20 protein-coding genes and 3 pseudogenes are annotated in these 21,920 nt (G+C 71.4%); 14 read left to right on the top strand and 9 right to left on the bottom strand.

Translation table 11 applies throughout. The features are described from left to right. The first annotated feature begins 351 nt into the window (after positions 1-351). Together GWK25_RS18015 and GWK25_RS18010 are read left to right on the top strand one after the other, a co-directional pair. Positions 352-726 carry a DUF779 domain-containing protein gene (locus GWK25_RS18015; RefSeq protein WP_215451404.1) on the top strand — a complete coding sequence of 125 codons (375 nt, stop codon included), beginning with the start codon at positions 352-354 and terminating at the stop codon, positions 724-726. A 114-nt stretch (positions 727-840) separates the two neighbouring features. Next, positions 841-2,010, top strand: coding sequence for a phosphodiester glycosidase family protein (locus tag GWK25_RS18010; RefSeq protein WP_215457416.1), 1,170 nt, complete (start codon positions 841-843; stop codon positions 2,008-2,010). Positions 2,011-2,090: 80 nt separating this feature from the next. On the opposite strand, the gene GWK25_RS18005 is transcribed toward GWK25_RS18010, so the two are convergent. From GWK25_RS18005 to GWK25_RS17980, 6 genes are all read right to left on the bottom strand, one after another. Next, on the bottom strand, positions 2,091-2,285 hold the full coding sequence (locus GWK25_RS18005; RefSeq protein WP_215451386.1) for a hypothetical protein: 195 nt from the start codon (positions 2,283-2,285) through the stop codon (positions 2,091-2,093). 127 nt (positions 2,286-2,412) lie between these two features. Then, a complete protein-coding gene (locus GWK25_RS18000) occupies positions 2,413-3,282 on the bottom strand; it encodes a phosphatidylinositol-specific phospholipase C/glycerophosphodiester phosphodiesterase family protein (RefSeq protein ID WP_215451382.1) in 870 nt (289 codons plus the stop codon). Positions 3,283-3,475: 193 nt separating this feature from the next. Beyond that, entirely contained in the window at positions 3,476-4,570 is a 1,095-nt protein-coding gene (locus GWK25_RS17995) for an acyl-CoA dehydrogenase family protein (RefSeq protein ID WP_215451380.1), read from the bottom strand. After that, positions 4,567-5,751, bottom strand: coding sequence for an acyl-CoA dehydrogenase family protein (locus GWK25_RS17990; protein WP_215451376.1), 1,185 nt, complete (start codon positions 5,749-5,751; stop codon positions 4,567-4,569). The genes GWK25_RS17995 and GWK25_RS17990 overlap by 4 nt, the downstream gene beginning before the upstream one ends. After that, positions 5,748-6,725 carry an NADPH:quinone oxidoreductase family protein gene (locus GWK25_RS17985; protein ID WP_215451374.1) on the bottom strand — a complete coding sequence of 326 codons (978 nt, stop codon included), beginning with the start codon at positions 6,723-6,725 and terminating at the stop codon, positions 5,748-5,750. The genes GWK25_RS17990 and GWK25_RS17985 overlap by 4 nt, the downstream gene beginning before the upstream one ends. Positions 6,726-6,838: 113 nt before the next feature. Beyond that, positions 6,839-7,447, bottom strand: coding sequence for a helix-turn-helix domain-containing protein (locus GWK25_RS17980; RefSeq protein WP_215451371.1), 609 nt, complete (start codon positions 7,445-7,447; stop codon positions 6,839-6,841). Positions 7,448-7,543: 96 nt separating this feature from the next. On the opposite strand from GWK25_RS17980, the gene GWK25_RS17975 reads away from it, so the two are divergent. The 5 genes from GWK25_RS17975 to GWK25_RS17955 all read left to right on the top strand — a co-directional run bounded on the left by GWK25_RS17975 (position 7,544) and on the right by GWK25_RS17955 (position 12,326). Beyond that, the gene (locus tag GWK25_RS17975; protein WP_215457415.1) at positions 7,544-8,473 is read left to right on the top strand and encodes an NAD(P)/FAD-dependent oxidoreductase; all 930 of its coding nucleotides are present in this window, start codon (positions 7,544-7,546) and stop codon (positions 8,471-8,473) included. 138 nt (positions 8,474-8,611) lie between these two features. After that, positions 8,612-10,150, top strand: coding sequence for an ATP-dependent DNA ligase (locus tag GWK25_RS17970; RefSeq protein ID WP_215451368.1), 1,539 nt, complete (start codon positions 8,612-8,614; stop codon positions 10,148-10,150). Continuing rightward, entirely contained in the window at positions 10,147-10,614 is a 468-nt protein-coding gene (locus GWK25_RS17965) for an NUDIX domain-containing protein (RefSeq protein ID WP_215451364.1), read from the top strand. The genes GWK25_RS17970 and GWK25_RS17965 overlap by 4 nt, the downstream gene beginning before the upstream one ends. A gap of 64 nt (positions 10,615-10,678) precedes the next feature. Then, complete coding sequence (locus tag GWK25_RS17960; RefSeq protein ID WP_215451361.1) at positions 10,679-12,064, top strand: NADP-dependent succinic semialdehyde dehydrogenase; 1,386 nt, start codon at positions 10,679-10,681, stop codon at positions 12,062-12,064. Positions 12,065-12,089: 25 nt separating this feature from the next. Next, positions 12,090-12,326, top strand: coding sequence for a DUF6213 family protein (locus tag GWK25_RS17955; RefSeq protein ID WP_037704958.1), 237 nt, complete (start codon positions 12,090-12,092; stop codon positions 12,324-12,326). An 87-nt stretch (positions 12,327-12,413) separates the two neighbouring features. Here GWK25_RS17955 and GWK25_RS43520 read toward each other — a convergent pair whose 3' ends face one another. Beyond that, positions 12,414-13,109 carry a peptide deformylase gene (locus GWK25_RS43520; protein WP_251828901.1) on the bottom strand — a complete coding sequence of 232 codons (696 nt, stop codon included), beginning with the start codon at positions 13,107-13,109 and terminating at the stop codon, positions 12,414-12,416. Positions 13,110-13,306: 197 nt separating this feature from the next. Between GWK25_RS43520 and GWK25_RS17940 the strand changes: the two genes are divergently transcribed. Beyond that, positions 13,307-14,545 (top strand): MurT ligase domain-containing protein, encoded by a 1,239-nt coding sequence (locus GWK25_RS17940; RefSeq protein ID WP_215451357.1) that lies wholly within the window; start codon positions 13,307-13,309, stop codon positions 14,543-14,545. Between the two features lie 38 nt (positions 14,546-14,583). Beyond that, positions 14,584-15,069, top strand: a pseudogene (locus GWK25_RS17935) (glutamine amidotransferase); the annotation flags it as partial. Between the two features lie 422 nt (positions 15,070-15,491). On the opposite strand, the gene GWK25_RS17930 reads toward GWK25_RS17935, so the two are convergent. Beyond that, positions 15,492-16,718 (bottom strand): acyl-CoA dehydrogenase family protein, encoded by a 1,227-nt coding sequence (locus GWK25_RS17930; RefSeq protein WP_215451353.1) that lies wholly within the window; start codon positions 16,716-16,718, stop codon positions 15,492-15,494. A gap of 173 nt (positions 16,719-16,891) precedes the next feature. On the opposite strand from GWK25_RS17930, the gene GWK25_RS17925 reads away from it, so the two are divergent. After that, a complete protein-coding gene (locus GWK25_RS17925) occupies positions 16,892-17,536 on the top strand; it encodes a TetR family transcriptional regulator (RefSeq protein ID WP_215451349.1) in 645 nt (214 codons plus the stop codon). 95 nt (positions 17,537-17,631) lie between these two features. On the opposite strand, the pseudogene GWK25_RS17920 reads toward GWK25_RS17925, so the two are convergent. Further along, positions 17,632-17,835 (bottom strand): annotated as a pseudogene (locus GWK25_RS17920) (peptide deformylase); the annotation flags it as partial. Between GWK25_RS17920 and GWK25_RS17915 the strand changes: the two are divergent. From GWK25_RS17915 to GWK25_RS17900, 4 genes and pseudogenes are all read left to right on the top strand, one after another. Then, positions 17,830-18,069: pseudogene (locus GWK25_RS17915) on the top strand (glutamine amidotransferase); the annotation flags it as partial. The pseudogenes GWK25_RS17920 and GWK25_RS17915 sit on opposite strands and share 6 nt — an antisense overlap. A 245-nt stretch (positions 18,070-18,314) precedes the next feature. Continuing rightward, on the top strand, positions 18,315-19,340 hold the full coding sequence (locus GWK25_RS17910) for a 6-phosphofructokinase (protein ID WP_215451346.1): 1,026 nt from the start codon (positions 18,315-18,317) through the stop codon (positions 19,338-19,340). A gap of 184 nt (positions 19,341-19,524) precedes the next feature. Then, a complete protein-coding gene (locus tag GWK25_RS17905; RefSeq protein WP_215451343.1) occupies positions 19,525-20,469 on the top strand; it encodes a cytochrome c oxidase assembly protein in 945 nt (314 codons plus the stop codon). A 204-nt stretch (positions 20,470-20,673) separates the two neighbouring features. Beyond that, positions 20,674-21,920, top strand: a 1,247-nt coding sequence (locus GWK25_RS17900) for a PASTA domain-containing protein (RefSeq protein ID WP_215451339.1), incomplete at its 3' end; no start/stop codon positions are given.

Raw genomic sequence — 21,920 nt, 5'->3', positions numbered from 1 at the left:
ATTGCTGTGACAGCACCACGCTGACCTGCGCACACGTGTCAACGGCCGACGCGGCCACGACCCGAGCGGATTGCACCGTTCCCTTCGCGGCCCGAGGGTCGATTCTCGGCCACTGGCCTCCGGTCGGAAGTTCCGTCCCTCCGACCGGAATGCGCGCCGCCCGACGGCAACCTCTCCCCGTGCGGCGGCTGCTGGGCCGACGGCCTCCCCCGCACACGAGACAGGAAGCCGGACGGCTCAACCGTTCCTCAAGGGCGCCCGGTACGTGGCCGAGCGGGCCATGGGCGAGCGGACCGCGGAGCTGTGGGACACGCAACGTCCTCGCAACCTGGCGGGGCGTCCACTGTGCGCATGGATGTCGTCCCGCGCGTAGAGCTGACCCCCGCGGCCGCCGATCTCGTCCGGCGGCTGCGGGCGGCCCACGGCCCGTTGATGTTCCACCAGTCGGGCGGCTGCTGCGACGGCAGCGCCCCCATGTGCTATCCCGACGGCGAGTTCCGCACAGGAAACTCCGACGTCCTCCTCGCGGAGCTGACCGTGGACGGGGTCGACGAGGCGGTGGGGTTCTGGATGTCCCGCGGCCAGTACGAGGTGTGGAGTCACACCCGGCTCATCGTGGACGTCGTGCCGGGGCGGGGCAGCGGGTTCTCGCTGGAGGCACCCAAAGGGGTGCGTTTTCTCATCCGTTCCCGCGTCGTCGAGGCGGAGCCCCCGCCCGGCCGGTAGTCGTCTGGTGCACTTCCCCTGAGTCCTGGGACATTTGGCGAGACATCAGGGGGCACCGTGACACGTCGTGCTCGACGGTTCAGAACGGTACTGACGGTTCTCTCGGCGTGGAGCGTGCTGGCCGGGGCTGCCCTCGTGGGTGCGCCGCCGGCCGGCGGCGCGCCCAGGGCCGTCGCGGTGGCACCAGGCGTGGAGTACAGCCAGTTCGACATCCAGGCGACCAAGGGCCTGACGCACGCCCATGTGCTGAGCGTCGACCTGAGCCATCCCCAGGTGGGCGTCGGGCTGCTGTACCCGGGGAAGGTGGCCTCGCGCGCGACGGTGTCCCGGCTGGCCACCGCGGCGGGTGCCGTGGCCGGGGTAAACGGCGACTTCTTCAACATCACCGAGACCCAGCATCCCGGCGTCGCCGCCACCGGGGCGCCGGTCGGCCCCGCGATCGCCGCCGGGCACGCGCTCAAGGCCGCCGTGCCGAAGGGGCAGCGCTTCGGTCCGGCCCTGCCGCCGGGCACCGGCACCACGGACGTGCTGGGTGTCACCGCCGACGGTACGGCCCGCCTCGACAGCATCGCCCTGGACGGCTCCGTCACCACCGCCGAGGGCGATCTGCCGCTGCGCGGCCTCAACCAGTACGCCCTGCCGGTCGGCTCCGTGGGCGCGTTCACGTCGGACTGGGGCAGCGTCTCCCGGATGCGCGCGGTCTGCGGCACCGACACCGACCGGGCCGCGCCGTGCAGCACCGACACGCACGAGGTGCTGGTGGAGGACGGCCGCGTGGTCGGTACGGCAGGTACCCCCGGCAGCGGGGCGATCGCCGCCGGCGCGACCGTCCTGGTCGGACGCGAGGCGGGCGCGCAACAGCTGCGCAAGCTCGCCCCCGGTGACGCGGTGGAGGTACGGCACCTCCTCGTCTCCTCGACGGGCACGCCGTACGCCTTCGCGCTCGGCGGCTACCCGGTCCTGCGGGGCGGCCTGCCACTGCCCGGCCTCGACGCCACGACCTCGGCGGTCCGCACGGCCGCGGGTGTCGCCGACGGTGGCCGCCGCCTGCTGCTGCTCGCCCTGGACGGTGCCGCGGCCTACCGCACCGGGCTGACCATCGCCGAAGTCGCCACCACCATGCGGGGATTGGGCGCGGTCGACGCGTTCAGCCTGGACGGCGGCGGCTCCTCCACGCTCGTGGCCCGCGCCCCGGGGACGACGGCGGTCACCGTTCGCAACCACCCCAGCGACGGCACGGAGCGGGCCGTCCCGAACGGCATCGGCGTGTTCACCAAGGCGTGAGCGGGGCGCGCCCGGGGTCCTTCAGGGGCGCGGGGAACTGCGCGACCAGCCCCCACTCAGCCGCAGCCGACGACGCACCCTCACGGCTTCACACTGCTGACGATGTCCGCCGTGGCCGTGAGGCCGTCGTGGATCGTCGGCGCCAGGCTCGTGCTCGCCATGGAGAACCCCAGCAGCACGCACACCGCAGCGTGCGAGAACTTCAGCGCGCCGTTACGCATGAAGACCACCGTCAGGATCGCGAGCAACACCACCACAGAGATGGAAACGGCCATCGTCAACCTCCTCCGCCACGCCCATTTCGCGGCATTCGGCCGCAAGTGTGGCGCAGCGGAGGGTTCGCCCGTGCGGCGGAGCCGTCCGCCGAACGAGTGGTGTCGAGCGCGTCGGGGTTTGTCGCGCCTACGCCACCCCGCGTGCGTCCAGGAACGCCTCAAGACCCGCGAGGTCATCGGTGTTGAGGTGGTCGACACCCGCGGCCAGCAACTCACCCCACAGCGCGTCCCGCGCCGGCCCCGCCAGATCGGGCGTCGCCCAGAACCGCACCCGCTGCCCTCGCCCGTGCGCCGTCGAGACGATCTGCCGGAGTCTTTCGCGCTCGGCCACCGGGAAGGGACCCACGCCCTGCCAGGTGAAGTTGAGCAGCCAGTTGTCGGAGATCAGCGGGATGAAGGAGGCGGGCGCGGGCGTCGTGGACGCGAGGTCGGCGAGCCGCCCGTCGTAGAAGGCTCGCCGCACGGTCTGCGTCTCCATGGGCACCCGGGCGGCCCGGTCCCCGGAGATCACGGCCGTGACCGCGCCCGGGTGCACACGGCCGTGCGCGTACGTCGTGAACAGGTGCCGGTGGCGCCGCAGAAGGCGGTCGAGTTCGAGGTACGTGGACGAGCCTTCGGTCTTGATGTCGATGAGGAGCTGCAACGGCTTGCGGTGCCCCCGGTACACCGACCCCCGGTTGGCGCGCACCCGTGCGGCGAGCGGCTCCAGGTAGAGGGCTTCGAGGGTGCGGGCGGGGTCGAGGTCGGCCGGATCGTGGGCGACGAGGAGCTGGTCGCCGACGAGGAAGATGTCGGCCTCGACACTGCCGAAGCGGTGGTCGAGGGCGTCGAGGACGGGCCGCGGGTGCTCGTAGTCGTTGTGCGCGTGGGCCCGCCACAACGGGCGCGGCCGGTGCTGCCGTTCGCCGGCCAGCGCGTTGGTGGCGGGCAGGGCGACGGCGCCGGTGAGGGCGGCGCCGAGGGTGGTGAGGGCTCTGCGGCGGGTGGTGAGGGCCATGCTCTGCCTCCCGGTTGGGCCGGTTGCGGACCCAGCGAGTATGCGAGCCGGAAGGGGCCGATGAGCAGGTCCGTGCGGGGAGTTGGCCGGACCGCCGTCGTGCGTTCACCCGTTTTCACCGGGCCGCGGGGCGCGCGTGGAGAAGCCCGCCCCAGGTGGGGCGGGCTTCTCCACGCTCTTCTTCCGCTGTACGTCAGGGGGCTTGGAGGTCGACCAGTTCGGCCAGGGCGGCCCGGTGGGAGCCCGCGGTGCCGTATGCGATCGAGTCGGCCTTCGCCCGCTTCAGGTACAGGTGGACCGGGTGTTCCCAGGTCATGCCGATCCCGCCGTGCAGTTGCAGCGCCTCCTCGGCCGCGTGGACGGCCACGGGTGCCGCGAAGGCCTGGGCGACGGCCACGGCGAGGTCGGCGTCGTCGCCCGAGGTGGCGAGCTGGTCGGCCGCGTTCCGGGCGGTGGCCCGCAGGTTGACGACCTCCAGCCACAGCTGCGCGAGGCGGTGCTTGAGCGCCTGGAAGCCGCCGACGGGCCGGTTGAACTGCTTGCGGTCCTTGAGGTAGCGGACCGTCTCGGTCAACGTCCATTCGGCGAGGCCGAGTTGTTCGGAGGCGAGGAGCCCGGCCCCGGCCCGCAGGGCGCGGCGTACGGCGGGCTCGGCGTCCCCGAGGAGGCGGCCCGGCGCACCGTCGAGGGTCACCTCGGCCACCGGCCGGGTCAGGTCCAGCGAGACCTGCGGGGAGATGGTCGCGGCGGTGGCGTCGACCGCGTAGAGGCCCCCGTCGTCGGCGGGCACCAGCAGCACGTCGGCGACGGCCGCGTCCGCGATGCCGGTCAGCCGCCCGTGCAGGGCACCGTCCTCGTACCGTACGACCTGGTAGGCGCTGCCGGCGGAGACGTTCAGGGCGACCGTCAGGGCGCCGATCCGCCGTCCCGACGCCAGTTCCCCGAGCAGGTCGCGCGCGTCGGCGGCCAGCAGCGCCTCGGTGGCGACGACGGCGCTGGTGAGGTACGGCACCGGGGCGACGAACCGCCCCAACTCCTCCAGGACGACGGCGGCTTCACGGTGGGTGGCGCCCTGGCCGCCGAGTTCCTCGGGGACGAGCAGCCCGGCGAGGCCCATGCCGTCGGCGAGCAGCTTCCACAGTTCAAGGTCGTGCGGGGCGTCCGACTCCACGCGGGCGATGACACCGGCCGGGTCGCAGTGGTCGCTCAGCAGGTCGCGGACGGCCGCCCGGAGTGCTTCTTCGTCCTCCGAGTACAGGAGGTCGGGCTGTGCGCTCGGTGTCGTCATCGGGACAGGTCCTTCCACGCGACGTCCTTGTCGGTGCGCGGCTCGCCGGGCAGGCCCAGGACGCGCTCGGCGACGATGTTCAGCAGGACCTCGGTGGTCCCGCCCTCGATGCTGTTGCCCTTGGATCGGAGGTAGCGGTAGCCGGCGTCCCGGCCGACGAAGTCGACCAGTTCGGGGCGGCGCATGGTCCAGTCGTCGTACAACAGGCCTTCCTCGCCCCGGAGTTCGACCTCCAGGCCGCTGATCTCCTGGTTGAGACGGGCGAAGGCGAGCTTCATGCCGGCGCCCTCGGGGCCGGGCTGACCGGCGACGAGCTGCTGGCGCAGCCGTTCGGCCGTGAGGCGGGCGGCCTCGGACTCGACCCAGAGCTTGAGCAGCCGCTGGTGGAGGTCGTGGGTGCGCAGTTCGGGGCGTTCGCGCCAGGTCCTGGCGACCGGGCCGATCATGCCGCCCTCGCGGGGCAGGCGCATGCCGCCGATGGCGACGCGCTCGTTGTTGAGGGTGGTCTGCGCGACCTTCCAGCCGTCTCCGATCTCGCCGAGGCGGCGCGCGTCCGGGATGCGGACGTCGGTGATGAACACCTCGTTGAACTCGGCCTCGCCGGTGACCTGCCGCAGGGGCCTGACCTCGATGCCGGGGTCGGTCATGTCGCAGATGAAGTAGGTGATGCCCCGGTGCTTGGGCACGTCCGGGTCGGTGCGGGCGATGAGGATGGCCCAGCGGGCGACGTGGGCGCTGGACGTCCACACCTTCTGCCCGTTGACCACCCAGTCGCCGTCGCCCTCGCGGACGGCCCGGGTGCCGAGCGCGGCCAGGTCCGATCCGGCGCCTGGCTCGCTGAAGAGCTGACACCAGACCTCCTCCCCGGTCCACAGCGGCCGCAGGAACTTCCGCTTCTGCTCCTCCGTGCCGTAGGCGAGGATCGTCGGCGCGGCCATGCCGAGGCCGATGCCGATACGGCGCGGATCGTTGTCGGGGGCGCCCTCCGCCTCCAGGTCGGCGTCCACCACGGCCTGGAGGGAGCGCGGGGCGCCGAGGCCGCCGAGGCCCTCGGGGTAGTGCACCCAGGCGAGTCCGGCGTCGAAGCGGGCACGCAGGAAGTCCAGGCGGTCGGTGGTGGCGGGCGGGTACGCGGCCAGCAACTCGGCGGTGCGGCGCCTGAGGTCACTCGCGTCGGTCATGCGGCGGCTCCGTTCTCCAGCGAGGGCACCACGACGACCCGGCCGGTGGTCACACCGTCGGCGACGCGCTGGACGGCGGCCGCGGCCCCGTCGAGCGGTGCGCGCTCGCTCACCAGCGGCTTGACGACGCCCCGGGCCGCCAGTTCGGTGAGCTGCTCGTGGCAGTGCTGGACCAGCTTCGGGTTCTTGGTGTTGTACAGGCCCCAGTGCAGGCCGAGGATCGAGTAGTTCTTGACGAGGGCGTGGTTGAGGCCGGGGCTGGGGATCGTCCCGCTCGCGAAGCCGACGACCACGATGCGCCCCTCGAAGGCGACGACCTTGGTCGACTGCGTGTAGGCCTCGCCGCCCACGGGGTCGTAGATCACGTCCGCGCCCCGGCCTCCGGTGGCTTCCTTCACGGCGGAGACGACGTCCTCGCTCCGTCGGTCGATCACCACGTCGCAACCCAGCTCCCGGGCCACGACGGCCTTGTCGGCGCCGCCCACGACACCGATGACCGTCGCGCCCGCCGCCTTGCCGAGCTGCACCGCCGCGCTGCCGACCCCTCCGGCGGCAGCGTGGACGAGCAGGGTCTCCCCCGCTTCCAGGCGGGCCCGGCGGTGCAGGCCGAACCAGCCCGTCTGGTAGCCGATGTGCAGGGCCGAAGCCTCGGCGTCGTCCAGCGACTCCGGTGCCGGCAACAGAGCTGCGGCGTCGGCGACGGCGTACTCGGCGAGGCCGCCGTACGGCAGCGCCGGGTTGGCGATGACCCGGCGCCCGTCCTCCGTCTCCCCGCAGATCTCCACGCCCGGCGTGAACGGCAGCGGCGGCCGGACCTGGTAGTGCCCCCGGCACATCAGCACGTCGGGGAAGTTGATGTTCGCGGCGCGCACCTTCAGCAGGACCTGACCGTCACCGGGGGTGGGCCGCTCCACGTCGTGGAGCCGCATCACCTCGCTCGGCTCGCCGTTCTCGTGCACTTGCCATGCCTGCATGCGGTGCCTCCACGGACTGCTCCGGACTGCTTCGTCGGCCCGGGGCCGACTGCCGCATGCATACTAAGCGGTCGCTTGCCCTCCGGGGAACAGTCCGGGCGCAGTAGCGTGCGTCACGACCGTGCGGGCCTGGCCCGGACATGCATGCGCTCCCCCTGCGGCCCGAACAGACTGAGGAACTCCACCGGCTCCTCCCCCGCGGCACCGAACCAGTGCGGGACCCGGGTGTCGAACTCGGCGGCCTCCCCGGCGACCATCACCACATCGTGCTCGCCGAGCACGACCCGCAGCTTGCCGGACATCACATACAGCCACTCGTAGCCCTCGTGGGTGCGCGGTTCCGGTTCCTGTCGCCCCTGGGGTTCGACACGCACCTTGAAGGCCTGGAGGCCGCCCGGCTGCCGGGTGAGCGGCCAGTACGTGCGCCCGTGCCGCTGGATCGGCTTGGACCGCACCCGCGGATCGCCGACCGGCGGCTCCCCGATCAGCTCGTCCAGCGGCACCTGGTGGGCCCGCGCGATCGGCAGCAGCAGCTCCAGGCTGGGCTTGCGCAGCCCCGACTCCAGCCGGGACAGCGTGCTCACCGAGATACCGGTCGCCTCCGACAGCCCGGCAAGCGTCGCCTCCCGCTCCTTGCGGATCCGCCGCAGCCGCGGCCCGACTCCGGCGAGCACCTCGTCCGTGCCGCCCGCACTCTCGTTCGTGTCACTCGTACCGGTCATTCCTTCATTGCAGTTTCGGCAAAGACATTTGTCAATACGGCAGTGCGCGCGCGACCGTCGGCCGTGGAGGTGGTCACCATGACCGAGCAGCACGACATGGCCGAGCAGTACGAAGTGATCGTCATCGGCGGCGGTGCGGCGGGGCTCTCCGCCGCCCTGGTCCTGGGCCGGGCCCGGCGCCGCACCCTGGTCGTCGACGCGGGCGAGCCCCGCAACGCGCCCGCCGCCCACATGCAGGGCTTCCTGTCGCGGGACGGGATGTCCCCGGCGGAGTTCCTGGCCGTCGGCCGGGAGGAGATCGCCCGCTACAGCGTGGCACTGGTCCGGGGCCGGGCGGCCGACGTGACGCGGGACGAGGACGGCCTGACCTTCACCGTCGCCCTCGCGGACGGCCGGACCGTGCGCGCCCGGCGCCTGGTCGTCGCCACGGGACTGAAGGACGAACTCCCGGACGTCCCCGGCGTCGCCGAACGCTTCGGCCGGGACGTCCTCCACTGCCCCTACTGCCACGGCTGGGAGGTCCGCGACCAGCCCTTCGGTGTCCTCGCGACGACCCCGCTGAGCGTCCACCAGGCCCTGATGGTCTCCCAGTGGTCCAAGGACGTGACCCTGTTCCTGCACACCGTCCCCGAATCCGACCTCTCCGACGACGACCTGCGCCGTCTCGCGGCAGCCGGGGTCCGGGTGGTCCCCGGCGAGGTCGCGGGCCTGGTCGTGGCGGACGACCGTCTCACCGGCGTCGGGCTCGCCGACGGCACGACCCACGCCCGCTCGGTGCTCTTCACCGCCCCCCGCCCGGTCCCGCAGACGACCCTCCTGGAAAAACTGGGCGCCGAGCTGACCGAGACCCCGTTCGGCGCCTACCCGGTGGTCGACCCGACCGGCCGAACCTCGATCCCCGAAGTCTGGGCGGCCGGCAACGCGATGGGCTTCTCGGAACAGGTGATCAACGCGGCCTCCTCGGGCTACCGAGCGGGAGCCACGATCAACGGAGACCTCCTGATGGCAGACCTGGACGCGGGTTGATCGAGCGCCCCTGAAGGGCCGTAAGCCCTTCAGGGGCGCGGGGAACTGCGCGAGAAGCCCCACCGGACCCGCACCCGCCAACGCACCCGAACCACTCCCCCATAGGCGCCCGGCCCAACTCCGTAGGACCATGACTCCATGCTCTTCGCCCGGCTCGCCCGCGTGTCGCAAGAGATCGCCGCCACCTCGGCCCGGTCCCGCAAGACCGCCCTGCTCGCCGAACTCTTCCGGGACGCCGACGCCGCGGACGTCCCGATCGTCATCCCGTACCTCGCGGGCCGGCTGCCCCAGGGCAGACTCGGTATCGGCTGGAAGGTCCTGGACCAGCAGATCCTGCCGGCCACCACCCCCACCCTCACGGTCCGCGAGGTGGACGCCCGGCTGACGGTGATCGGCGCGGTCGCCGGCACCGGTGCGCAAGCCGAACGAAGGCGCCTGGTAGGCGAGTTGCTGGCGGCGGCCACGGAGGAGGAGCAGCGCTATCTGTTCGGCCTGCTCACGGGTGAGGTCCGCCAGGGCGCCCTGGACGCCCTGGCCGTGGAGGGGCTGGCCGGCGCCACCGGGGCGCCCGCCGCCGACGTACGCCGGGCGGTGATGCTGGCCGGCTCGCTCCAGATTGTGGCCCAAGCACTGCTGACGGAGGGCGCGTCGGCCCTGGAGGGGTTCCGGCTCACCGTGGGGCGACCCGTCCAGCCGATGCTGGCGCACAGCGCGTCCTCCGTCGCGGAGGCCGTGGCCAAGCTGGGCGCGTGCGCGGTCGAGGAGAAGCTCGACGGCATCCGGGTCCAGGTCCACCGCGACGGCGACCTGGTGCGCCTCTACACCCGCACGCTGGACGACATCACCGACCGGCTGCCCGAACTCACCGCCGCCGCACTGGAGTTGCGGGGCGAGCGGTTCATCCTCGACGGGGAGGTGATCGCGTTCGACGAGGACGGCCGGCCGCGTTCCTTCCAGGAGACCGCCGGACGGGTCGGCTCCCGGCTGGACGTGGCGACGGTGGCCGAGCAGGTACCCGTCTCGCCGGTCTTCTTCGACGCGCTCTCCGTCGACGGCCAGGACCTGCTGGACCTGCCCCTCACCGACCGCCACGCCGAGCTGGCCCGCCTGGTCCCCGAGCCGATGCGCGTCCGGCGCACCCTGGTGAACGGCCCCGGCGACCTCGACGAGGCGGGGGGCTTCCTCGCCGCCACGCTGGAACGCGGACACGAGGGCGTCGTGCTGAAGGCTCTCGACGCCCCCTACAGCGCGGGCCGGCGCGGCGCCTCGTGGCTGAAGGTCAAGCCCGTGCACACCCTCGACCTGGTGGTCCTGGCCGCCGAGTGGGGGCACGGCCGCCGCACGGGCAGGCTCTCCAACCTGCATCTCGGCGCCCGCACCGCCGACGGCTCCTTCGCCATGCTCGGCAAGACCTTCAAGGGCATGACCGACGCGCTGCTGGCCTGGCAGACCGAACGGCTGACGGAGCTGGCCGTGGAGCAGCACGGCTGGGGCGTGACCGTACGCCCCGAACTCGTCGTCGAGATCGCCTACGACGGCCTGCAACGCTCCACCCGCTACCCGGCCGGTGTCACCCTGCGTTTCGCCCGCGTGATCCGCTATCGCGAGGACAAGACCCCCGCCGAAGCCGATACGGTCGAGACCCTGCTCGCCGCACACCCCGAGGTGACACGTTGACCACACCCAAGCGCAGTGCCGGCCTGCTGCTCCACCGCCGCACCGAGCACGGCGTCGAGGTACTGCTCGGCCATATGGGCGGCCCGTTCTTCGCGCACAAGGACGCGGGCGCGTGGAGCGTGCCCAAGGGCGAGTACGAGCCGGACGAGCCAGCCTGGGACGCGGCCCGCCGGGAGTTCCAGGAGGAGCTGGGGCTGGCCCCGCCCGACGGGGAGGCCGTACCGCTGGGCGAGGTACGCCAGAAGAACGGCAAGATCGTGACGGCCTGGGCGATCGAGGCGGACCTCGACCCGGCCACCGTCGTGCCGGGCACCTTCCGCATGGAGTGGCCGCCGAGGTCCGGGCAGCTCCAGGAGTTCCCGGAGCTGGACCGGGTGGAGTGGCTCACCGTCGAGCGGGCGCGAGCCGTGATCGTCCCGGCACAGGCGGAGTTTCTCGACCGTCTCCTGGAGCACTCGTCCTGAGTCCGCGTTGCGGCGTGCGCCGTCGCGCGGGAAGGTCGAAGGACAGCCCACGCAGGAGGCCAGCATGCCCATCGCCACGGTCAACCCGGCGAACGGCGAGACCCTCAAGACGTACGACGCCCTGGGCGAGGAGGAGATCGAGCACCGCCTCGCCACCGCCGACGCCACGTTCCGCACCTACCGGACCACGTCCTTCGCGGAGCGCGCCCGGCTGCTGCGCCGGGCCGCCGACCTCCTCGACGAGGACGCCGAGGACGTCGCGCGGACGATGACCACGGAGATGGGCAAGCCCGTCAAGCAGGCCCGCGCCGAGGCCGCCAAGTGCGCGAAGGCGATGCGCTGGTACGCCGACCACGCCGAGGTGCTGCTCACCGACGTGGAGCCGTCCGACGCGGACGTGAAGGACTCGGGCGCCTCCCGGGTCCTGGTGCGCTACCGCCCGCTCGGCCCGGTGCTCGCCGTGATGCCGTGGAACTTCCCGCTCTGGCAGGTGATCCGGTTCGCCGCGCCCGCCCTGATGGCGGGCAACGTGGGCCTGCTGAAGCACGCCTCCAACGTCCCGCAGACCGCGCTCTACCTGGAGGACCTCTTCCGCCGGGCGGGCTTCCCCGAGGGCTGCTTCCAGACCCTGCTCGTCGGCTCCGGCGCCGTCGAGGACATCCTGCGCGACCCGCGTGTGAAGGCCGCGACCCTCACCGGCAGCGAGCCGGCCGGCCGGGCGGTCGCCTCCGTCGCCGGGGACGAGGTCAAGAAGACCGTCCTGGAACTGGGCGGCAGCGACCCCTACGTGGTGATGCCGTCCGCCGACGTCGAGGAGGCGGCCCGGATCGCGGTGACGGCCCGGGTGCAGAACACCGGACAGTCGTGCATCGCCGCCAAGCGGTTCATCGTGCACGACGACGTCTACGACGCCTTCGCCGAGCGGTTCGTCGAGGCCATGCAGGCGTTGCAGGTCGGCGACCCGCTGGACGAGGACACCGACGTCGGCCCGCTCTCCAGCGAGCGCGGCCGCAAGGACCTGGAGGAACTGGTCGACGAGGCCGTGGAGAGCGGTGCCACCGTGCTGTGCGGTGCCGAACGCCCCGACGGGCCGGGCTGGTTCTACCCGCCGACCGTCCTCGCCGACATCACCCCCGAGATGCGCGTCCACCAGGAGGAGACCTTCGGTCCCGTCGCCACGCTGTACCGGGTGGCCGACCTCGACGAGGCGATCGCGATCGCCAACGACACGCCCTTCGGGCTGAGCTCCAACGTGTGGACCCGGGACCCCGCAGAGGTGGACCGCTTCGTCCGCGACCTCGACGCCGGCGCCGTCTACGTCAACGGGATGACCGCCTCCCACCCGGCGTTCCCGTTCGGCGGGGTCAAGCGGTCGGGATACGGGCGTGAACTGTCCGGACACGGAATCCGGGAGTTCTGCAACATCACCACCGTATGGCACGGGGCGTGAGCGTTCCGCGGCTACCATCCCCGTTGTGAACCGCGAAGTGACTCTGCCTCTGATCGTCGACGACCGCGGGACCCTGCAGGTGTCTGCGGCCGATGTGAGCAAGCTGCTGCGGACGGTGGGCGGGCGCTGGCTGCACCTGGTGGAGGCGGGTGAGGAACTCGACGAGGACACGGTGGCGGCTCTGACGATCGAGCTGGCGAAGCTCGCGGACCGGATCGACGTGGCGTGCATCGCGCACAGCAGCGGGGCCGCCTCCGGCTAGGGCCGCTTCGCCCGCGCACCGTAGCCCTCGCGACCGTACGCGTCTGCGGGTACGTCGTGGCTTGTCGCGCAGTTCCCCGCGCCCCTTTCAGGGGCGCGCCAGTGTGGTCCAGAACATCGATTCGTAGCTCTGCAGCAGTCGGCCGTAGCGGTGGGCCGCCTCTTCGTCGATCCGCCCCGTGTCCGCCCCCGCCTGTACCGCCCCCTTCGCCCGCTCCTCCAGTTCCGGGGCCGGCTCGGCGAAGAAGTCGAAGAAGCCGCAGGCCTCGTCGGTGAAGGCGTAGTGATCGCGGAGGGATTTCGCGATCGTCGCGCAATAGCCGCCCCAGGAAGAGAAGTTGGCACTGAGGGCGAGCACCACGTCGGTCGGGGCCGCGCCCAGCGCGAGCCGGGCGACGTACGACGGATAGGCCTGGCAGCCGGGCAGCGGCTCGTACGCCGCCGCCCTCCCCTCGTCCACCCCGCACGCCTCGGCGAACGCCCGCTCCACCCCCGCCTCCAGGCCGGGCAGCGACAGGCAACCCTCGGGCCCCCGCAGCACGATCCCCCCGGTCGAGACGAGCCGGGGGTTCACCACATGGCCGAGATGGCGTACGTCCTCGTCGTCCGGGCAGTCGTACACGAAGACCCGCAGCCCCCGGCCCACCTGGTTCGCGGCGAGCCCCACGCCCCGCGCGTCGTACATCGTCGCGAACATGTCCTCCACAAGCCGCACCAGTTCGGGCCCGAACTCCGTCACCTCTTCACAGGGCGCCTGCAATACGGGGTCCCCGAGCAGTGTCATGGGGAGAACGCGCCCTCGGGCGCCGGGAATCGAGCCGCTTCGCATGGCCGCAAGGGTACGTTCAGACCTGATATCGCCGGTCCGACCAGGGTTACGGCCCGGTCGAGATTCGGGCGCGTGAGTGGATCTCGATAGTCTTTGGTCCACACGTTGCCGGGACTGGGCGCGGCGCTGTACGCAAGGAGGATCGAGAACTGATGGCAGGCAACTCGGACCCGCTCACGCCGCGGGCCAAGCTGGCCGTGACGGCGGGCAAGGCGGTCGCGGCGGCATCGCGTGCCGCGGGACGCGGTAGCGGATCTGTGATCGGCGGCCGGGTGGCACTGAAACTCGACCCCGACCTCCTCGCCAGGCTCGCGCAGAGCCTGGACGTCGTCCTGGTCTCCGCCACCAACGGCAAGACCACCACGACCCGGCTGATCGCCGAGGCGCTGCGGGCCGCGGGCCCCGTCGTCTCCAACGCGCTCGGCGCCAACATGCCCGCGGGCATCACCTCGGCGCTCGCCGGGAACTCGGACTCGAAGTTCGCGGTCATCGAGGTCGACGAGAAGTACCTGGCCGGTGTCGCGCGGGACACCGACCCCAAGTGCATCGCACTGCTCAACCTCTCCCGCGACCAGCTCGACCGTGCCGCCGAGACCCGCATGATGGCGGAGGCGTGGCGGGAGGGCCTGGCCGGCACCAAGGCCGTCGTCGTGGCCAACTGCGACGACCCGCTGATCGTGTGGGCGGCCTCGTCCTCGCCGAACGTGGTCTGGGTCGCGGTCGGCCAGATGTGGAAGGACGACGCCTGGTCCTGCCCGTCCTGCGGTGGTGTGATGCAGCGCCCCGGTGACGACTGGTTCTGCGGCGAGTGCGGTTTCCGCCGCCCCACGCCGAGCTGGGCGCTCTCCGGTGACCACGTCCTCGACCCGCACGGTTCGGCCTGGCCGATCCATCTGCAGCTGCCGGGTCGCGCCAACAAGGCCAACGCCGCCTCGTCGGCCGCGACCGCCGCCGTCTTCGGGGTGCCGCCGCAGGTCGCCCTGGAACGCATGTACCAGGTGCAGGCGGTCGCCGGGCGGTACGACGTGGTGCAGTTCATGCAGCGGGATCTGCGGCTGCTGCTCGCCAAGAACCCGGCGGGCTGGCTGGAGACGTTCTCGCTGATCGACCCGCCGCCGTCGCCGGTGATCCTGTCGGTGAACGCGCGCGGCGCCGACGGCACCGACACCTCCTGGCTCTGGGACGTCGACTACACCCGGCTGACCGGCCACCCGATCTTCGTGCTCGGCGACCGCAAGCTGGACCTCGCGGTGCGTCTGGAAGTGGCGGGTCAGCACTTCCAGGTCTGCGACACCCTCGACCAGGCGGTGCAGATGTGCCCGCCGGGCCGGATCGAGGTCATCGCGAACTACACCGCGTTCCAGGACCTGCGCCGTCGCGTGGGCAACTGAGCACCGAGCACGAACGACTCCGAGGGGCACCGACTTACATGAGCGACAACAGTCTGCGGGTCGTCTGGGTCTACCCGGACCTGCTCAGCACCTACGGCGACCAGGGCAACGTCCTCGTCGTCGAGCGCCGCGCCCGGCAGCGCGGCCTGGACGTGGCCCGGCTGGACGTCCGCAGTGACCAGCCGATCCCGACGTCCGGCGACATCTATCTGATCGGCGGCGGCGAGGACCGGCCGCAGCGGCTGGCGGCCGAGCGCCTGCGCCGTGACCGGCATCTGTACCAGGCGGTGAACAACGGCGCGATCGTCTTCGCCGTCTGCGCCGGGTACCAGATCCTCGGCCACGAGTTCGTCAACGACCTCGGCCAGCGTGAGCCGGGCCTCGGCCTGCTCGACGTGACCACGACCCGGGGCGAGGGCGAGCGGTGCGTCGGCGACGTCCTCGCGGACATCGACCCGCGCCTCGGGCTGCCGCAGCTGACCGGGTTCGAGAACCACCAGGGCGTCACCCACCTCGGCCCCACCGACCCCGCACGCCTCGGCGAACGCCCCGAGCCGCTGAGCCGCCACCGCCTCCCCCTCCGCGAGCATCTCGAAGAAGGGGGCGCAGGCCGGCTCCTCAGCGGCCGACCGCTCGGCCAGACGGCGGAAGGAGAGCAGATCCGCGGCGATCACCAGCCGCTGCTCCATGGCGAGCGCGGCGAGCGTGTCGAGACCGGCGACCCCGGAGGCGATCAGGGGCAGCAGTGGATTGGCATCGGGTCCCGGGGCGAGCCGCGCGGTCATGTCTTCGAGCACTTCACCGGCCGTACGCGTCATTGAGCACTCCTGTCGGGGGGCACGTGTCGTCAGCACTTGACGGCAGCCCGCGTCCCTCAGGGGCGCGGGGAACTGCGCGAACAACCACGAACCACCCGCACCCCGACCGAGACAGTCCCCCCACGGCGCTACCGAAGAGGCATCCCCGACAAGGTGCGGGCGATCACCAGCCGCTGCACCTCACTCGTACCCTCGAAGATGGTGTAGATAGCCGCGTCCCGGTGCATCCGCTCGACCGGGTACTCCCGCGTGTACCCGTTGCCGCCGAGGATCTGGATCGCCTGCGCGGTCACCTTCTTCGCCGTCTCGCTCGCGAACAGCTTCGACTGGGACCCCTCGGCCGCCGTGAACTGCTTGCCGTTGATCGCCATCCAGGACGCCCGCCACACCAGCAGCCGCGCGGCGTCGACGGAGGTCCGCATGTCCGCGAGCTGGAAGGCGACGCCCTGGTTGTCGATGATGGGCCGGCCGAACTGTTCACGGGTCTTGGCGTAGTCGAGGGCGACCTCGTACGCGGCACGGGCGGTGCCCACCGCCATGGCGCCCACGGCCGGGCGGGAGGCCTCGAACGTGGCCATCGCCGCGTTCTTCACGCGCTCGCCCCCGGCCTTGGCCCGCTCACGGGCCCGGGCCAGCCGCTCGTCGAGCTTCTCCTTGCCGCCGAGGAGGCAGGAGCCGGGGACGCGGACGTCCTCCAGTACGACCTCGGCGGTGTGGGAGGCCCGGATGCCGTGCTTCTTGAACTTCTGGCCCTGGGACAGTCCGGGCGTGTTCGGCGGGACGATGAAGGACGCGTGGCCCTTGGAGCCGAGCTCGGGGTCGACCACGGCGACCACGACGTGGACGTTGGCGATACCGCCGTTGGTCGCCCAGGTCTTGGTGCCGTTGAGGACCCACTCGTCCTTTGCCTCGTCGTACACCGCGCGGGTGCGCATGGAGGCGACGTCGGAACCGGCGTCCGGCTCGGAGGAGCAGAACGCGGCGACCTTGACATCGCCCGCGTCGCCGTACATCTGGGGGATCCAGGTGCCGATCTGCTCCTCGGTGCCGTTGGCGAGGACGCCCACGGCGGCGAGGCCGGTGCCGACGATGGACAGCGCGATGCCGGCATCGCCCCAGAACAGCTCCTCCATGGCCATGGGGATGCCGAGGCCGGTGGGGTCGAAGTACTGCTGGGCGTAGAAGTCGAGGGAGTAGATGCCGACCTTGGCGGCCTCCTGGATCACCGGCCAGGGGGTCTCCTCGCGCTCGTCCCACTCGGCGGCCGCGGGGCGGATCACATCGGCGGCGAATCCGTGGAGCCAGTCGCGGACCTCTCGCTGTTCCTCGTTGAGTTCCATGGTGAACTCGGCCATGACGCGCCTCCAGCACTGCACTAAGATGTTACCTGCGGTAACTTGAGTCTGTTACCGGTCGGTAGGAAAAGTCAACTCCCGAGCAGTGCTCGGTAGCCCGTTCGATCGGGTAACGCCGATCAGTGTTAGTTTGCGCAAGGCGTCACCGTCATCAGCATCTGGGGGAGAGACTCATGGACACCACGCAGCGGACCGACCAGGAGCGGTCCGCCGACCGCCGTCGGCGCGAGCTGCTGGAGGCCGCGGACCGAGTCGTGCTCCGCGACGGCCCCGGAGCGTCGATGAACGCCATCGCCGCCGAAGCAGGCATCACCAAGCCGATTCTGTACCGCCACTTCGGCGACAAGGGCGGACTCTACGCCGCCCTCGCCCAGCGGCACACCGATGCGCTCCTCGATTCCCTGCGGGCCGCGCTGGACGCCCCCGCGGAGCGCCGTGAACGCGTCGAGGCGACCCTCGACACCTATCTGGCGGCCATCGAGGCCCGCCCCCAGGTGTACCGATTCCTCATGCACCCCGCCGAGGGCGGCCAGCCCGGCGACCAGGGCTTCGACGTCGGCAAGCACTCGGCCCCCCTCCTGCGGCGCATGGGCGAGGAACTCGGCACGGTCATCGAGGACCGCCTCGACCTCGGCCCCGACAGCCGCCAGCTGGCACGTGTATGGGGCCACGGCATCGTCGGCATGATGCACGCCGCGGGCGACTGGTGGCTCGGCGAACGCCCCCTCACCAGGGCGGAGTTGGTCCGCAGCCTTGCAGACCTCCTCTGGGGCCGCCTGGCGGCCGCGGGCGACAAGGTCGGCGGCCCGGGTTTCTGAAAGGGTCACTTGATCACATGGTCGGGCGACGCGCCCCTTCGGGGGCGCGGGGAACTGCGCGACCAGCCACAACGAGCCTGCGCCCGCCCTCGAACTCACCGCCCCCACGGCGCCCGCGCGGCCTTCCGCAACACCCGAGCACGCCGCCACCCCGACAGCCGGTCCACATACACCCGGCCCTCAAGGTGATCGCACTCGTGCTGCAGACACCGCGCGAAGAACCCGCTCCCCGACACCCGCACCCGGTCCCCGTCCACCGTGAACCCCTCCACCACGGCCTCGTCGTACCGCCCCGCCCCCTCGCACAGGTCCGCCTCGGCAAGGGCAACGGCACGGGCGACGGCACGGAGGGCGCGTACAACGACACCGTGTTCGGTACGTACATGCACGGGCCGGTGCTGGCGCGGAACCCGCAGATCGCGGACCTGCTGCTGAAGCTGGCGCTGGACGTGAACGCGCTGCCGCCGACCGACGACCGCTGGTTCGAGGCGCTGCGCGACGAGCGGATCTCGGCGGCCCAGCAGCCCGCGTAGCGCGTCCGGGCGAGGGCCGGGGCCCTTGAGAAACGGTTCAGCACCGCTCGTGCGAAAGGCCCATCCGTAGGGGCTCCCGCTCACCTGTGAAAGCCCTTCTGACCAGGGCTCCGCTCACCTGTGCGGGGCCGTCCAGCAGGCGGACGCCCGCTACGGCCCCGCCCCCTGCCGCCGGTAGGGTGGCGGGGATTCCAGCCGGACAGTGCGGTCCGGTCCCCGGCCCACGTCGAGAAGGTATTCGGGCTATGCGTATTGGTGTCCTCACGTCCGGCGGCGACTGCCCTGGGCTGAACGCCGTCATCCGGTCCGTCGTGCACCGCGCCGTCGTCGACCACGGCGACGAGGTCATCGGCTTCCGGGACGGCTGGAAAGGTCTGCTGGACTGCGACTACCTCAAGCTCGACCTGGACGCCGTGGCGGGCATCCTGGCCCGCGGCGGCACGATCCTCGGTTCCTCCCGGGTCCAGCCCTCGCACCTGCGGGACGGGGTGGCACGGGCGAAGGGCCATGTCGAGGAACTCGGGCTCGACGCGATCATCCCCATCGGCGGTGAGGGCACGCTGAAGGCGGCCCGGCTGATGTCGGACAGCGGCCTGCCGGTCGTGGGCGTACCGAAGACCATCGACAACGACATCGCGGTCACGGACGTCACGTTCGGCTTCGACACGGCCGTGGGCGTCGCGACGGAGGCGCTGGACCGGCTGAAGACCACCGCCGAGTCCCACCAGCGCGTCCTGGTCGTGGAGGTCATGGGCCGCCACACCGGCTGGATCGCGCTCCACTCCGGCATGGCGGCCGGCGCGCACGCCATCGTCGTACCGGAACGGCCCTTCGACATCGAGGAGTTGACCACGAAGGTCGCCGAGCGGTTCTCGGCGGGCAAGCGGTTCGCGATCGTCGTCGCCGCGGAGGGGGCGAAGCCGAGGGCCGGGTCGATGGACTTCGACGAGGGCGGCAAGGACATCTACGGCCACGAGCGGTTCGCCGGGATCGCGCGTCAGCTGTCGATCGAGCTGGAGCAGCGCCTCGGCAAGGAGGCGCGGCCGGTGATCCTCGGGCATGTGCAGCGGGGCGGTACGCCGACCGCGTACGACCGGGTGCTGGCGACACGGTTCGGGTGGCACGCGGTGGAGGCCGTGCACCGGGGTGAGTTCGGGCACATGACCGCGCTGCGGGGGACCGACATCATGATGGTGCCGCTCGCGGAGGCGGTGGAGACGCTGAAGACGGTGCCGGAGGATCGGTACGCGGAAGCGGAGTGTGTGCTCTAGGGCGCCCGATGAGAGCTCGGTCCAACAGATGATCGGCGGGGTGCGGGACGTTCGTGGTTGATCGCGCAGTTCCCCGCGCCCCTTACGGTCGCTGCTCTGCCCCCGGTCGTCGAGGCGACCGGGGGCGGTTCTAGTCTGGGGGCGGACGTACAGCGCTCAACCCCCACGAAACAGGAGCCGGCGGATGGATCACAGCGGGCACGGGACGGGGCTCTTGCCCTTCACTCTCGGGCGAGGGCTCTCGTGGTCGGCGGATCCGTTCTTCCTGATCGCGTGCCTGGTGGGCCTCGGGCTGTACGCCTGGGGCGTCGTACGGCTCGTGCGGCGGGGGGACAAGTGGCCCGTCGGTCGTACGGTCGCGTTCGTCGTCGGTGTGCTGCTGGTGATGCTCGTGACGTGCACCGGGCTGAACGACTACGGCATGGTCATGTTCAGCGTGCACATGGTGCAGCACATGGTGATCAGCATGCTGGCGCCGATCGTGCTGCTGCTGGGGGCGCCGATCACCCTGGCGCTGCGGGCGCTGCCGGTGGCGGGGAAGGGGCGGAAGGGGCCGCGCGAGCTGCTGCTGATGTTCCTGCACAGCTGGTACATGAGGATCGTCACGCATCCCGCGTTCACGATCCCGATGTTCATCGCGAGCCTCTACGGGCTGTACTTCACGCCGCTGTTCGACTTCCTGATGGGGTCGACGCCGGGGCACATCGTGATGATGACGCACTTCCTGCTGGTCGGGCTGTTCTTCTTCTGGCCGATCATGGGCGTGGACCCGGGCCCGCACCGGCCCGGGTATCTGATGCGGATGCTGGAGCTGTTCGCGGGCATGCCGTTCCACGCCTTCTTCGGCATCGCGCTGATGATGGCGTCCGCGCCGATGGTGAAGACGTACGAGAACCCGCCCGCCTCCCTCGGCATCGACGCCCTGACCGACCAGAACGCGGCCGGCGGCATCGCCTGGGCCTTCAGCGAGATCCCCTCGGTGCTCGTGCTGCTGGCGCTGCTCTTCCAGTGGTACAACTCCGAGCAGCGGCAGGCCCGGCGCACGGACCGCGCGGCCGACCGGGACGGCGACAAGGAGCTGGAGGCGTACAACGCCTACCTCGCCTCACTCAACGCACGTGGTCGCTGAGTCTCATTTCTTTTTCTTGCCAGTTGTGCTCCCATTCTTTTCTTTGGCCACAGAAACGTGCCCCTTTCTATTTCTCTTGACGGAAAGGCTTTGCCCTTCAGTAGCATGATGCGCGAGCCTCGCATACGCTCTGCGAGGTGACGGGGGAAACCGCAAGGGGGAGCGGTCATGACAATTCGCGCGCGCTTGCGAACATGTTTGCTATTGGCGGGTGTACTGGTCCTCGGCGGTTGCGGGGAGTCGGGCCCGTCTCTGCTCGCGGTGACGGCGGTGGCCGCGGGGGTGCCGTCCCTCGCCCCTTTCTTCGACGAGGGCCAACGGCTCGGCCGGGACGAGCCGGACCTGCGGTCACTCGCGCCGCACAGCGGCCTTCAGCAGGGCAGCACCCCCGGACTGTACGGGGGCACACGGAAACCGAAGGTCTGTGACGTCGGCAAGCTGGAAGATTTCCTCACCGATCCCGAGAACAAGAAAAAGGCTCAACAGTGGGCCCGGATCGTCGGCGTCGGCGTCGACCGCATCCCGGATTATCTCGACGACCTCACACCTGTTCTGCTGCGCCACGACACCCTCGTGAAGAACCACGACTACAAAAAGGGCAGGGCCGTCCCCTTCGACGCGCTGCTGGAAGCCGGGATCGCGGTATTGGTGGACGATCAGGGGCTGCCGACCGTCAAGTGCAGCTGCGGAAATCCGTTGCGATCGTTCGCCGCGGACCCGGACCGCATCAAGGTGACGTTCACGGGCGACAACAAGGAGTGGGAGAGCTACGACCAGGCCGCGGTGGTCGTCGTCAAGCCCGCGCCCGAGCAACTGAAGGAGATCAAGCTCGTCGACGTCGAGGACCCGGACCGGGGCATCAGCCGCGAGGTCGGCACCACGGGCGAGTCCGACACCACCTTCGACACACGTGCGCGACAGTCCGTGCCGAAGGTAGGCGGAATGACCTTCGGCGAGGCGAGCGCGGCCATGGCGGAGCGGGGCCTGGCGGTGACGGTCGCCGGGGACGGGATGCCGCCGAGCGACGCGCCGGTGACCGGTTCGAACCCCGGGCCGGGCGCCCGGCTGGAGTTCGGTGCCCCGGTGGCCCTGCACGTGGAGTGGCCGGGCGGGCCGTCGGGAGACGGCACCGACGGATCCGTGTCCGCACCGGGCACGGACGGCGGCTCGGGACCGGGCGGTGGCGCGACGACGGACGGTGGGTCGGACTCCGACGGCGGGTCCTCGGGCACGGATCCGGGGCCGACAGAGCCCTCGGACACGGGTGGTTCGTCCTCGGACGGCTCGTCGTCGGGCGGATCGCCGCCGGGAGGACCGCCGACGGACGACAGGTCCACGCCGACGGACCCGGGCACGACCGCCTCGGGCGGAGGCTCCTCCCCCACGGACGACGTGTCGTCACCCACGGGGTCCGCTCCTCCCCCGCCCACGGACGAGACGCCCCTCACTCC

The sequence above is a fragment of the Streptomyces sp. ATCC 21386 genome, assembly GCF_018728545.1.
Taxonomy (GTDB): domain Bacteria; phylum Actinomycetota; class Actinomycetes; order Streptomycetales; family Streptomycetaceae; genus Streptomyces.
This window is presented reverse-complemented; position numbering and strand designations above follow the sequence as displayed.

What these genes read in the sequence shown, in the direction of transcription:
- GWK25_RS18015 (WP_215451404.1), top strand. Translation starts at nt 352, where the DNA reads ATGGATGTCGTCCCGCGCGTAGAGCTGACCCCCGCGGCCGCCGATCTC.
- GWK25_RS18005 (WP_215451386.1), bottom strand. Translation starts at nt 2,285, where the DNA reads ATGGCCGTTTCCATCTCTGTGGTGGTGTTGCTCGCGATCCTGACGGTG.
- GWK25_RS18000 (WP_215451382.1), bottom strand. Translation starts at nt 3,282, where the DNA reads ATGGCCCTCACCACCCGCCGCAGAGCCCTCACCACCCTCGGCGCCGCC.
- GWK25_RS17995 (WP_215451380.1), bottom strand. Translation starts at nt 4,570, where the DNA reads ATGACGACACCGAGCGCACAGCCCGACCTCCTGTACTCGGAGGACGAA.
- GWK25_RS17990 (WP_215451376.1), bottom strand. Translation starts at nt 5,751, where the DNA reads ATGACCGACGCGAGTGACCTCAGGCGCCGCACCGCCGAGTTGCTGGCC.
- GWK25_RS17985 (WP_215451374.1), bottom strand. Translation starts at nt 6,725, where the DNA reads ATGCAGGCATGGCAAGTGCACGAGAACGGCGAGCCGAGCGAGGTGATG.
- GWK25_RS17980 (WP_215451371.1), bottom strand. Translation starts at nt 7,447, where the DNA reads ATGACCGGTACGAGTGACACGAACGAGAGTGCGGGCGGCACGGACGAG.
- GWK25_RS17975 (WP_215457415.1), top strand. Translation starts at nt 7,544, where the DNA reads ATGGCCGAGCAGTACGAAGTGATCGTCATCGGCGGCGGTGCGGCGGGG.
- GWK25_RS17970 (WP_215451368.1), top strand. Translation starts at nt 8,612, where the DNA reads ATGCTCTTCGCCCGGCTCGCCCGCGTGTCGCAAGAGATCGCCGCCACC.
- GWK25_RS17960 (WP_215451361.1), top strand. Translation starts at nt 10,679, where the DNA reads ATGCCCATCGCCACGGTCAACCCGGCGAACGGCGAGACCCTCAAGACG.
- GWK25_RS43520 (WP_251828901.1), bottom strand. Translation starts at nt 13,109, where the DNA reads ATGACACTGCTCGGGGACCCCGTATTGCAGGCGCCCTGTGAAGAGGTG.
- GWK25_RS17940 (WP_215451357.1), top strand. Translation starts at nt 13,307, where the DNA reads ATGGCAGGCAACTCGGACCCGCTCACGCCGCGGGCCAAGCTGGCCGTG.
- GWK25_RS17930 (WP_215451353.1), bottom strand. Translation starts at nt 16,718, where the DNA reads ATGGCCGAGTTCACCATGGAACTCAACGAGGAACAGCGAGAGGTCCGC.
- GWK25_RS17925 (WP_215451349.1), top strand. Translation starts at nt 16,892, where the DNA reads ATGGACACCACGCAGCGGACCGACCAGGAGCGGTCCGCCGACCGCCGT.
- GWK25_RS17910 (WP_215451346.1), top strand. Translation starts at nt 18,315, where the DNA reads ATGCGTATTGGTGTCCTCACGTCCGGCGGCGACTGCCCTGGGCTGAAC.
- GWK25_RS17905 (WP_215451343.1), top strand. Translation starts at nt 19,525, where the DNA reads ATGGATCACAGCGGGCACGGGACGGGGCTCTTGCCCTTCACTCTCGGG.